A 10,695-nucleotide genomic window follows, 5' to 3' on the forward strand; every position below is an offset into this window, starting at 1 on the left:
GAGTTCGTTATGAACAAAATTCATGTCAGAATCTCTTGAAATTAGAGTTAATTCATTTATTAGAGCAGTGGCTATTATGATAGCATCTGGAGTTTTAGCTTTCGTCCCTTACCTTTTTGATCTCTACGAATAGTTCCAGCTAGCTTGGCAATTTCAAAAGTTACCTCTATACATCTTTTTGAAGTAAATAGCTTTTCCGCCCGTATACAGGTTCCTCATTAACAAGAATTGCAATCGCAATGTTCGTGTCAAGTAAGTAACCGCTACTCATGAATCCCATTCCTCGCGCGATCTTTTCACTTCATCGAGTAATTCTTTGCCTCTTTCAGGGATAACGTACCTGCTGCTTCAAGAAGATCATCAATAGAATAATCATCCTCTGCTGCTTCAACCGTGTGCTTTTCAAGGTCAATGAGAACACGAGCATTATTTATATTTAGTTTTGAAGCATTAACTTAATTGCACTTACCGTTTGAGAATCGATTTTTTGGGGGATCATGGCTATCCCTCCAATGCGATTTTATAATAAAACTCCATTTTCAATAATACTATTCTTATTGCAAATTGAACATTTGCGTAAATTATATTGAGTACCACAGGTGGCACATCTCCCTACCGGAAATATATAGTCGTATAAGCTTATGGTTATATAACCATAATTATTGCATGGATCATCACATATTGGACTATCTTCACCATCTCTGAGAGCACTCGAGTCAGCGTCTTCTAAACGTTGGGCGTAGTTGGTAAACCGTTGATCGATTGCGTCAATAAGTATTTCAGCTAAAGTTTTCGATTATTTGACTTCTAGAAAGCACTCTTACTCCAGCCTGATCAATATGAAGCTCATCTCCAACGAGGGTATGAACACCTAAGCCTCGATAGTCGTAAGACAGGCAATGGGGCAAGCGATGTAAATGATCAGCGGGGAACTGTTGCAACAGCTGCTTGGGCAGGTCGGACAGCAAACGGAGCAAATTCCGGTTGAAACGGTTAAAGCTTTAATGACACCGGTGAACGTTCAGGAGGAAGTCATGCATCCACTGGGGGGGAATAATGCGTCGGGGAATGCGCCGGGTTTGTTGACCCAGATCATGTGGATCGGCAGCCTGGTGTCCGGAGTAGTCTTGTTCCTAGTTAGCCAGAAGGCGGTCGCCGCGGGTTCAGGGAGATGGACAGGTTAGCGCGCTGCAAGCTATTGGGGGATTTGCAATGTCGGCATAACGTCGGGCTTCACCATATGGATGGCTTCGTCGTGGTACGGCATGGAACTGGCGAATGCGGGGGAGACTTGGTTGTTCTTATGGTTGGCCGGATCGGCGTTCTTCTTGTTGCAATCTTCCTTGCTGAATTGGATCGGATTCCCGGCTATGCCGCTTCTCGTACTGCTGATGTTCTTCTCCGTGCCGCTTCTGAACATGGCTCCGGAGTTCTTGACACAGACGACGCGAGATTGGATCTATTCGTGGACGCCACTACGGTTCGCTGCAGGAGGGCTGCGGGAAGTGATGTACTTCGACGGACTGAACACGGTCGGCTCGAACGCCTTCGTTTTGTGGGGCGTCGCCATGGGATTTTTGGTCCTGCTGCTCGCTTCCGGATTTAAGGCCGTCGAGCGACTGATGCGACCATATATTGAGCTATGCTGTCCAATTGTTTAACGAGGTTGCCCGATCTATTCCGCGGCAACCTCGTGATGTTTTAATGAAACTAACGTTTCCCGTTAGAGCAAAAAATTAAAATATTGTCGGTACCATTCCCCCATCTATGCGGATCGGGGATCCTTTGAAGGCGGAGGCCATCGGGCTGCAAATGAAAGCAGTCAATCGGCCGATCTCCACAGGTCTGATAAACCGTTGAATTTCGGATTGAGGCAGGTTCTTCGTCATAAAGTCTTTCTCTTTATCCTCGAAGGTCATCTCTTCGTTCGAATAAATGCTCTCGATGATCTGCTGCACGTTTTCGGAGAGGGTTGGTCCCGGCAGGATCGTGTTCACTGTAACTTCGGTTCCGCGGGTCAACTTGGACAAGCTTTTGGACAATGACAACAGCATGGATTTGGTCACACCGTATTGAGGCATCTGTCCGGAAGGCATGACGGCTTCCTCACTCGCGATGAAGATAATACGTCCGTATTCGCGACTCAGCATGGAAGGCAAATAAAACTTGGTTAAGTCGTTGGCGGCGAGAAAGTTCGTGCGGAAGTACTTCTCCCATACGGCATCGTCTACGTCGTCATAAGACATGATCTCATAGATGCCCATGCTGTTGACGAGGATATCGACGTGGGGGAAATTCGCGAATAAAGCTTCTCTTTGCCGCGAATCGACGAGATCGGCCGTTGCATTTCGAGGTTCCGTTTCCGGGAATGCCGCTTGGATCTCAGCTACCGTGCGCTCTACGTCATCGTTGTTCCGACCATTTATGAGAACATGAACGCCTTCCCTGGCAAGTTCAAGGGCAATCGCTTTTCCTATGCCTCTAGTTGATCCCGTTACTAAAGCTGTCTTATTCTTCAATCCCATATCCATCTTCCTGCACTCCTTATGTCTAGGATAGGGATCATGATACATCGTTTCGCCTACTCGGTAACTAGCACGGAGCGCCAATTTTCTTGCGCGACGCGCCAATTGGCGGGAGTCTCCCCTTTCCATGAGCGGAACGCGCGATAAAACGAATTTTGGTCCTCGTAGCCGACAAGAAAAGCGACCTCTTTGACCTCCAGCGTAGGGTCTGCCAAGTAAGCAACGGCCATCTCCCGCCTAGTTTTCGCCAGCAACTGCTTAAAGCTTGCGCCTTCTTCCGTCAGCCTGCGCTGCAAGGTGCGCTCGCTCATCCCCAACTCGGAGGCTACGGTTTGAATGTCTATTCGCCCTCGAACTAGGCATCGGGTCAAGATCCACTGCACCTTAGCGCTCACGGTGAGCTGGTTCTGTCGTTCTTCCAGCGTACGATCCAAGGCAGGAGTCAGAATCTCGAGAAGTTCTTCGTTGTACGACGTGAAGGGACGATCCAGATCGTTGCGATTCAGTATTAGCCGATTGCGTCCCGTCCCCATCCGAACGCGGCAACCGAAATAACTTTCAAGGGCTTGAACGTCGCCCATGGGGTTTATGAATTCGACGGAATGAGCCTTCAGATGACGGCCGGTTCCCCGGCGCCCTAACTCAAGCAGGTAAGCGAGCGTAATGCCGACAAGCACCTGCGGTCCGGGTAGCTCGGCATGCTGCCACTCCAATTCAATAGAGCATTGCTCTCCTTTTTCCTGAATCCTCAAGTTTTCCGGAGGGCACATTTGCTTATAGCGCGCCATTCGGTTCAGCGCGTCCCGGTAGTCGCGAGCGTGAAAGGTCGCCAAAGCAGCCGGCGGATACTGAGCTGTCTCGTACGCAGTCGCAAGCTTAACGATTCCCGTAGCGATGTCTCCGACTAGTTCGGAATAGGCTTGCCAGATCGAATAATATTGTGCGGTCGTGACTAATGGTTCGGTGATGACGGTTAGCGGTAGACGTGCTTGGCGCACTACATCAATGGGTTCTACCCCTATTCCTCTCAGGCTAGTCCAGAAACCTGGCGAGATCTTGATTCGGTCTGCGGAAGAAGCGTTCATGGCTGTCGACCTCCAAGGACAAAGTCCAATTGCATAATCCACGGAGCCCGTGGACCATTGATTCTTCTGATTATAACCTAACCGGGCGGGGTGAGGCCACCCCGTTAATTAATTTGCGGCGGCTAAAAAACGAACATACATTCTATATTGACATAGAGGGTCTTGTCTTAAGCTAATAGCTACTACTACCTTCGCCATTCGGGACTTGAACCCTAGCGATAGCGCGCATGTTGGGCGCATAACGAAAAGCTCAACCAGTAAAAACTGACTGAGCTCATAATATGACTGCCCCCGTATGACACCAAAACGTGAACGCATATCACGATCGATTCAAAGGCTTCTTCCATTTCTTCCGCGATGTGACTACAAAGTATTTGAATCACTATGTCACATAGCACCATTTCATTGATGGAACAACCTCGCTGTCGGCACTTGCGAGATCCAAAGAACTTTCTCACCAAGCGCTCCGGCATTCCATGAAAACAACTGGGGAGACGCTTCCTGCCTACTGTGAGAACGAAATTCAGAAGATGGTCTCGTAAGCAACAATCTTCTGGAACTCATCCAATAACTCGAACATTCCCGCCAAGAAATTCATGGCTATATATATCGGAGATTCTTTCCAGCACATGCTGCGCATGCTCTGTAAATTTCAAGTCCGTAACCCGATCTTTCAACAAAAACACGCCGGTCTCATTGCAGTGTTTGCCAAGGGCTCCCTCATATAATAGGTTGGCGCCATGGGTTGGCGGAGATGAAAAAAGCTTCATAAACAGTTCAAACCATACGGTCAGTCCGGAATCTTTTCCTTTTCTTAGAGTATTGTTAATTCCCGGGTCAACGCTGCGGATCTTAATGTCTTCCTTGGCAAGTTGCGGTGCCACGGCTTGAGTCCACAGCGAGAGTGCCAGCTTTGAAGTCGCATAAGGGCCAAACATTTTGCGGAAGGTTTTGGGATGCTCTAGGTTTTCGATCGTAAACTCCTTCGTAAATCTAAGCACCTGTGATGAAGTGTTAATCACCGTTTTTAAGCGGCTGTTTTTAAGTAGTTCCTTCAATTCTATCAGAATGATATAAGGAACGACCGTCAACAATTCATAATGCTTTTCGCGACCTTGTTTCGAATAGCTCAGCTCACTAGAGCCGCCTCCGGCGTTGTTAAACAAAATATCGATTCGCTGCTCCTTGCCTTTGATTTCTTCCAAAGAGTTTCTCAAGCTGCCATAATCGGTGAGATCCGCCACTTTATAGGTTCGAAGACATCCGTTCTTGAGGTGATCTTGAATGAACCTATCTTCCGCTGGAAAATTGGACCGGTTCAAAGCAACCACCTGCCAGCTCTCCGAAAGCAATTTCCGGGTTAATGCCAACCCGATCCCACTATTTGCGCCTGTAATCATTGCTATATGTTCCCGTTGATTCATATTCAATGTATGTCCTCCCTTTATATTTCAGAATATTCACCGGTTATTTACATACATCAGTCGGAGGCGGGCAGGAGGATCAGTTTGCCGTGGGCACGCCCACTCTGACTGATTTCGACGGCTGAACGCCATGCGTCCAGTGCGAAAGTCTTGGCGACCGGAATCGTGAACTTGCCGTCTGCTGCGTACTGGGCAAAGTCGCCGACAACGTCATAACGAAGGGTATGTATTTCTCCGTAGCTGGCGCGAACGCCAAATTCAGCAGCTGAAGCGAAATCGCTGACGGTTAGGACGCGCTGGGGATGCCCATTGACGATATAAATCAGATCTTTCATTGCGCCGCTGATTGGTGCGGTATCCAAGGCGAGGTCAACCGGCTGCTTCGCCAGTTCGGTCACTCGCTCGACCATTCCATCATCGTACGAGGTCACCATCGCTCCCATTGCACGGAGTTTGTCGGCGTAGGTGGCACCAGCGGTTGCGACCACACGAGCACCGCGCATGAGGGCAATCTGAACGGCGGCGAAGCCTACCGTTGTGCCTCTGGCCCGACCTCACCCCGAGAGAATCGATGCCTCGGTAGGCGGTTTCGACCGCCATTGGCAGTGCTGCAGCCTGTACAAAGTCGAGTCCGACCGGCATGCGGAACCAGTAGTACATAATCGCTCGGTCGGACGCACCGGCGCTCGTTCCACCCATGAAATCGGCAGCACCCAGAACGGCATCACCGATGGCGACATCGGTTACACCCTCTCCAATTGCGTCTACAATCCCTGACACGTCCAGACCAATCCCACGAGGCAAGGGCAGTTGACCGGCAAAGTGTCCTCGGCACATCCCCCAGTCAACCGGATTTAATCCACAAGCTCGTACACTCACGCGAATGCGTCCCGGACCTGGTTCTGGGATCACCACCTCCTCCAAGCGCAAGACATCGGTCGGTTCGCCGTAGTCGTGGAACCGGATTGTCCTCATGGTAACAGGGGTGGATACCTGATTCTTCACGTCTTTGAATGAAGTATCTAAATTCTCCATCTCGATGTTCCCTCCATTTTGCTCTGATGGAATAGTGTTCTTCGTGAATTCAAACCGTCTTCCTAGGAAAAGGCAGGAGAGTTACATGAAAATTCATGACCTTCCTGCCCGCGCTTTAATAGTCATGAAAAAAAAGCCCTGAGCCAGTTGCGAACTGAGCGTGCTCAGATCTGGGAGCCGCCTCCGTCGACAGGGAACTCAGCGCCGGTGGTATAGGTGGCTTCAAATGCCAGGAATGCTACGGCTTTGGCGACCTCGACTGGATCGCCGAAACGCAGCATTGGGATCTGCTGTCTCGTCTGCGCCGCGGTCTGTTCTGCAGCTTCCTTCGGCATCGACCTCTCCAAGATGCCAGTGTCGATGGGGCCGGGGCTGACCGCGTTGACGCGAATCTTCCGCGGTAACAGCTCGCGGGCCAGACTGCGGGTCATGGAGCGCAGCGCTGCTTTACTGGCCGCGTACGCACTGATCATCGGGATCCCCAACACGTTCACGACAGAGGTGGTGAGCACCACGCCGCTTCCTTCGCTCAGCAACGGTGCGAGTTTTTGTACGGTGAAATACGGACCTTTGGCGTTGATTGTAAGTAACTCGTCGTACACTTCTTCGGACATTGACTCGAAGGGGGCATAGCGCGTGATGCCGGCGTTAACGAACAGGGCATCGATCGTGCCGAACTCGGCCCCGACCCTGTCGGCCAACTCGTCGATATCCGTCAGTGACGCGGCGTCGCTTAGCACTGTGACCGCGTTGTTGCCGAGTTTTTCACGAGCCGAGTCGAGTGTAGCCTGGGTACGTCCGGTAATCAGAACGTGTGCTCCTTCATCCACTAGCAACTTCGCTGTCGCGAGGCCGATACCACTGCTGCCTCCCGTGATCACGACTTTCTTGCCGGAGAATTTGCCCTTACTGAATTGTTCCATTTGAACCGTCCTCCCTTTATATAATCCGCAATCGGATGATTAGGTACAGGAACGATTATACAGTAATAAGTATAATAAGTAAACTAAATGATATAATATAGTATAGTTATTAATTTTAATACATAAAAGCCAGCAAATTTGTTATAATGAGCTTGATAGGCATCAAAGGGAGGCACGTATCCGTGAGAAAAGCCGTGAGTGTAGATACATATGTGGAAAAAATAAAACCCATTATAAGAAGAACAAGATTCAGCCAACTGAAAGTCGACGATCTTGCAAAATATATGGATATCAGCAAAGCGACACTTTATAAGCATTTTCCTTCCAAAGACGATATCATCGAACAAGTTGTGAATTATTATATTGATTACTCGATGAAGGCTGATACCGTTGTCAAAGATGATTCCGTCTCTTTTTTGGATCGTTTTCAATTAACATTTTTACAAACCTTGATGTGTGTCACGTTTATCTCTGACTTGTTCTTGCAAGATCTGAAGGAATTTTATCCGCGCCATTTTGAGAAACTGTCTGTTGCCCTACAAAATCGGAATAAAAGCTTACAAACTTTTTTTGAATCAGGAATGGAGCAACAGATTTTCAACAGATTGAATGCCGTGTTGTTTATGGTTCAAGATGACGTTGTGCTGCGACGCTTTATCGAGCCATCATTTTCGATTCAGTATGATATCACCTTGAAACAAGCGATTATGGATTTCTACAACATGAAGCAGTATCAGTTACTAAAACCTGAATATCTGAAAATGATAGACGACTCCGAAATGGAAACGAAGATCGTTAATATTTTGCAAGCCATTTCATGAGTGAATCGCCTGTGCATATCACGACGAAGTCGACTTAAACGTAGAAAACAGGCATCATACGATAAAAAGCACATTGAGTACTTTTGGCGACTAAGGCCATGTGAAATATGAGGTTGGACAGTCGGATACTAACCTTAACGGTGTTTCCCCGATCTATAATTTTGAGATCGCGGCAGGAGGAAAGTCGATTACCGCATTTAACCATCCAATTGAAGTTACCTTCAAATATGATGAGAATCAAGTTGGCAATCCTAAGAACTTAGCCGTTTATGTACTTGACGAGCCTTCAGGAACTTGGAAAATTGTCGGAGGAACACTGAATGATAATGGCACGATTACAGCTTCCTTACCGCACTTCTCCAAGTATGCTGTCCTCGAGAAAAAAGAGCGTGGCTCAGAAGGGACTTCTACCTTCACCGATATTGAAGCCCATTGGGCACAAAAAGAGATTGAGAAGCTCGCTAGCCAACACATTATCGATGGAATGGAGAATAATTCCTTTTATCCAGATGCTAACCTTACCAGAGCCCAATTTGCCTCTATACTTACAAAAGCGTTACAACTTAAAAGTAGCGGAAAAAGTACAAGCTTTAAGGATGTTACAGAGAATTCATGGTATGTAGAAGCCGTCAATGCCGTCTATGAGGCTAACTTGGTATCGGGTATCAGCGAGCATGAATTTGCCCCTGAAGCCAATATCACCAGAGAGCAAATGGCGGTTATGATGGTAGAAGCCTATTTATTTGTTAAGCAGAAGGACCTTTCGGAAGTTGCACCTAGTCAAGCTGCCCCTTATTCGGACGCAGAAACGATCTCCAACTGGGCACGGGCGTACGTTCAAACAGCAACCGATTTAGGACTACTAAACGGATACGAAGGGAACCGTTTCGATCCAACACTCTATTCCTCTAGAGCACAAGCTGCAGTGGCCATTGTTCGATTGTTGACGCAAATAACCTCAAAATAATGCGATAGAGCTGCCGCGGCAGCTCCTTTTGTTGTTGAAAGCTTACCCCTATACGACGGAATACGGTAAAGCGGAAGTTAGAGGCGCTAAAGCTATGATGATTGTGGGGGCCCTATAAATGAAATTTGTGCAGCCTCTTCGCGATAAACAGCAAATCAATGAAATGATGAGAGTTTTGAAAGCGTCGAAGCGTTAAATACATGCATTATCGGTAATATAGTGGCAGCTGAGCGCAAGTATTGTCTATAATGGTGATCCAACTGCTTGATCAAAAATTACATTATGGTTAACTCAGCCCATCGTGCAGATAGTAACTTTGCATAAGAAAATAATCAATAGTTCCCTAATGCGTACCAGTCATTGACTTTTATTAATAACATTTCTCCCTTATCAGTTAGTCCAAAATCAATAGCGTAACCATGAGGAGCAAATTTGAATTGTGATACAGCATTTTCAACAACTTTATAATCAAAGTGTACTCTCCAATTTCCTTTGTACCGACGGATATCCAGAACATAAGATGTCTGGATCTTCACCATATACACCATAGCCCATTAAATCTTTAGTGTCTCTAATTACAACTCCGGTAATTTTTTTGTCCTCGACTACATTCTCAGGATCGTTCGCTATTAAACTTAGTTAGGACTTCCAGACTTTTCGTCCCAAGTAGCTTATTAATTCTTCGGGATAATCAATTTCAGGCGGGAGTATATCATATTGTGCAAATACTGTTCTTACATCATCAACATAGCCAACAATGGAAAACCAACGGTTTGGCTTGATCAAAAGCATGAATATGACATTGCTCCTAAAACAAATCCAAGGCAACTGCCCTTGTTAACAGAAAAGAACCATTGACACTCAGACGAGTTATTGTCAATGGTTCTTTTCTGTTAACAGCTAAATCATTAAATTAAAAGCGGATGATGGGAATCGAACCCACGCTACCAGCTTGGAAGGCTGGAGTTCTACCATTGAACTACATCCGCGTCTATCGGGACGACACGATTTGAACATGCGACCCCCTGCTCCCAAAGCAGGTGCTCTACCAAGCTGAGCTACGTCCCGATAATATTCATTTTAAAATGGCGTGCCCAGAGAGATTCGAACTCCCGACCTTTTGATTCGTAGTCAAACGCTCTATCCGGCTGAGCTATGGGCACATAAAATATGGAGCGGAAGACGGGATTCGAACCCGCGACCCTCGCCTTGGCAAGGCGATGCTCTACCCCTGAGCCACTTCCGCAAGTTATGGTGATGCGCGTAGAGGGACTTGAACCCCCACGGTCTCCCGCTAGATCCTAAGTCTAGTGCGTCTGCCAATTCCGCCATACGCGCACACTGTAAATCAGGCAAATGGTGAGCCATGTAGGACTCGAACCTACGACACCCTGATTAAAAGTCAGGTGCTCTACCAACTGAGCTAATGGCTCTTATAAATAATTTCTGTATAATGGCAGGGGCAGCAGGAATCGAACCCACACCAAAGGTTTTGGAGACCTTTGTTCTACCTTTAAACTATGCCCCTAAGAATGAAAACTGGCGGAGCCGACGGGATTCGAACCCGCGGTCTCCTGCGTGACAGGCAGGCATGTTAGGCCTCTACACCACGGCTCCACATATAATGGTGAACGCTGACGGGATCGAACCGCCGACCCTTACCCTGTCAAGGTAATGCTCTCCCAGCTGAGCTAAGCGTTCATGANTATAATGGTGAACGCTGACGGGATCGAACCGCCGACCCTTACCCTGTCAAGGTAATGCTCTCCCAGCTGAGCTAAGCGTTCATGAATACTGCCTTTTGGGGCTCCCCGCAAAGTATTTGGAATCTTTATTCCACTTTGTGGGGACTTATGACCCGTAGGGGATTCGAACCCCTGTTACCTCCGTGAAAGGGAGGTGTCTTAACCCCTTG

At 47.7% G+C, this 10,695-nt stretch carries 11 protein-coding genes and 10 tRNA genes; 4 read left to right on the forward strand and 17 right to left on the reverse strand.

Going from position 1 to position 10,695, the window contains the following annotated elements; genetic code table 11:
• Positions 1-917: 917 nt before the first annotated feature.
• Together ACFQZT_RS19220 and ACFQZT_RS19225 are read left to right on the forward strand one after the other, a co-directional pair.
• On the forward strand, positions 918-1,184 hold the full coding sequence (locus ACFQZT_RS19220; RefSeq protein ID WP_379302462.1) for a hypothetical protein: 267 nt from the start codon (positions 918-920) through the stop codon (positions 1,182-1,184).
• A gap of 60 nt (positions 1,185-1,244) precedes the next feature.
• Positions 1,245-1,661 carry a hypothetical protein gene (locus tag ACFQZT_RS19225; protein ID WP_379302463.1) on the forward strand — a complete coding sequence of 139 codons (417 nt, stop codon included), beginning with the start codon at positions 1,245-1,247 and terminating at the stop codon, positions 1,659-1,661.
• A 75-nt stretch (positions 1,662-1,736) separates the two neighbouring features.
• On the opposite strand, the gene ACFQZT_RS19230 is transcribed toward ACFQZT_RS19225, so the two are convergent.
• The 6 genes from ACFQZT_RS19230 to ACFQZT_RS19255 all read right to left on the reverse strand — a co-directional run bounded on the left by ACFQZT_RS19230 (position 1,737) and on the right by ACFQZT_RS19255 (position 6,992).
• The gene (locus ACFQZT_RS19230) at positions 1,737-2,531 is read right to left on the reverse strand and encodes an SDR family NAD(P)-dependent oxidoreductase (protein WP_379302464.1); all 795 of its coding nucleotides are present in this window, start codon (positions 2,529-2,531) and stop codon (positions 1,737-1,739) included.
• 50 nt (positions 2,532-2,581) lie between these two features.
• Positions 2,582-3,610, reverse strand: coding sequence for a helix-turn-helix transcriptional regulator (locus ACFQZT_RS19235; protein ID WP_379302465.1), 1,029 nt, complete (start codon positions 3,608-3,610; stop codon positions 2,582-2,584).
• A 560-nt stretch (positions 3,611-4,170) separates the two neighbouring features.
• Positions 4,171-5,040: an SDR family NAD(P)-dependent oxidoreductase gene (locus tag ACFQZT_RS19240; RefSeq protein ID WP_379302466.1), complete on the reverse strand. Its 870-nt coding sequence runs from the start codon at positions 5,038-5,040 to the stop codon at positions 4,171-4,173.
• 50 nt (positions 5,041-5,090) lie between these two features.
• Positions 5,091-5,522: a zinc-binding dehydrogenase gene (locus tag ACFQZT_RS19245; protein ID WP_379302467.1), complete on the reverse strand. Its 432-nt coding sequence runs from the start codon at positions 5,520-5,522 to the stop codon at positions 5,091-5,093.
• On the reverse strand, positions 5,449-6,069 hold the full coding sequence (locus tag ACFQZT_RS19250) for an alcohol dehydrogenase catalytic domain-containing protein (RefSeq protein ID WP_379302468.1): 621 nt from the start codon (positions 6,067-6,069) through the stop codon (positions 5,449-5,451). The genes ACFQZT_RS19245 and ACFQZT_RS19250 overlap by 74 nt, the downstream gene beginning before the upstream one ends.
• Positions 6,070-6,233: 164 nt before the next feature.
• On the reverse strand, positions 6,234-6,992 hold the full coding sequence (locus ACFQZT_RS19255; protein WP_379302469.1) for an SDR family oxidoreductase: 759 nt from the start codon (positions 6,990-6,992) through the stop codon (positions 6,234-6,236).
• 182 nt (positions 6,993-7,174) lie between these two features.
• Here ACFQZT_RS19255 and ACFQZT_RS19260 point away from each other — a divergent pair, with 182 nt between their 5' ends.
• On the forward strand, positions 7,175-7,813 hold the full coding sequence (locus tag ACFQZT_RS19260) for a TetR/AcrR family transcriptional regulator (RefSeq protein WP_379302470.1): 639 nt from the start codon (positions 7,175-7,177) through the stop codon (positions 7,811-7,813).
• 100 nt (positions 7,814-7,913) lie between these two features.
• Positions 7,914-8,780: an S-layer homology domain-containing protein gene (locus ACFQZT_RS19265; protein WP_379302471.1), complete on the forward strand. Its 867-nt coding sequence runs from the start codon at positions 7,914-7,916 to the stop codon at positions 8,778-8,780.
• A gap of 332 nt (positions 8,781-9,112) precedes the next feature.
• Here the strand turns inward: ACFQZT_RS19265 and ACFQZT_RS19270 are convergent, their stop codons facing one another.
• The 11 genes from ACFQZT_RS19270 to ACFQZT_RS19320 all read right to left on the reverse strand — a co-directional run bounded on the left by ACFQZT_RS19270 (position 9,113) and on the right by ACFQZT_RS19320 (position 10,567).
• Positions 9,113-9,328 (reverse strand): ATP-grasp domain-containing protein, encoded by a 216-nt coding sequence (locus ACFQZT_RS19270; protein ID WP_379302472.1) that lies wholly within the window; start codon positions 9,326-9,328, stop codon positions 9,113-9,115.
• Positions 9,329-9,698: 370 nt separating this feature from the next.
• Positions 9,699-9,769 (reverse strand) — tRNA-Gly (locus ACFQZT_RS19275).
• 5 nt (positions 9,770-9,774) lie between these two features.
• Positions 9,775-9,848 (reverse strand) — tRNA-Pro (locus ACFQZT_RS19280).
• Positions 9,849-9,866: 18 nt separating this feature from the next.
• Positions 9,867-9,943: transfer RNA gene (locus ACFQZT_RS19285), tRNA-Arg, on the reverse strand.
• Between the two features lie 8 nt (positions 9,944-9,951).
• Positions 9,952-10,026: transfer RNA gene (locus ACFQZT_RS19290), tRNA-Gly, on the reverse strand.
• Positions 10,027-10,038: 12 nt separating this feature from the next.
• Positions 10,039-10,118: transfer RNA gene (locus ACFQZT_RS19295), tRNA-Leu, on the reverse strand.
• Between the two features lie 19 nt (positions 10,119-10,137).
• A tRNA-Lys gene (locus ACFQZT_RS19300) sits at positions 10,138-10,213 on the reverse strand.
• A 21-nt stretch (positions 10,214-10,234) separates the two neighbouring features.
• Positions 10,235-10,308 (reverse strand) — tRNA-Trp (locus tag ACFQZT_RS19305).
• Between the two features lie 12 nt (positions 10,309-10,320).
• Positions 10,321-10,397, reverse strand: a tRNA-Asp gene (locus ACFQZT_RS19310).
• Between the two features lie 8 nt (positions 10,398-10,405).
• Positions 10,406-10,481 (reverse strand) — tRNA-Val (locus ACFQZT_RS19315).
• 10 nt (positions 10,482-10,491) lie between these two features.
• Positions 10,492-10,567 (reverse strand) — tRNA-Val (locus tag ACFQZT_RS19320).
• Positions 10,568-10,695 lie beyond the last annotated feature (128 nt).

The organism is Paenibacillus sp. GCM10027628, from assembly GCF_042676385.1.
Taxonomy (GTDB): domain Bacteria; phylum Bacillota; class Bacilli; order Paenibacillales; family NBRC-103111; genus Paenibacillus_E.

Bases quoted from the DNA above. Each gene is read 5' to 3' on its own strand.
- ACFQZT_RS19220 (WP_379302462.1), top strand. From the start codon at position 918: ATGATCAGCGGGGAACTGTTGCAACAGCTGCTTGGGCAGGTCGGACAG.
- ACFQZT_RS19225 (WP_379302463.1), top strand. From the start codon at position 1,245: ATGGCTTCGTCGTGGTACGGCATGGAACTGGCGAATGCGGGGGAGACT.
- ACFQZT_RS19230 (WP_379302464.1), bottom strand. From the start codon at position 2,531: ATGGATATGGGATTGAAGAATAAGACAGCTTTAGTAACGGGATCAACT.
- ACFQZT_RS19235 (WP_379302465.1), bottom strand. From the start codon at position 3,610: ATGAACGCTTCTTCCGCAGACCGAATCAAGATCTCGCCAGGTTTCTGG.
- ACFQZT_RS19250 (WP_379302468.1), bottom strand. From the start codon at position 6,069: ATGGAGAATTTAGATACTTCATTCAAAGACGTGAAGAATCAGGTATCC.
- ACFQZT_RS19255 (WP_379302469.1), bottom strand. From the start codon at position 6,992: ATGGAACAATTCAGTAAGGGCAAATTCTCCGGCAAGAAAGTCGTGATC.
- ACFQZT_RS19270 (WP_379302472.1), bottom strand. From the start codon at position 9,328: ATGGTGTATATGGTGAAGATCCAGACATCTTATGTTCTGGATATCCGT.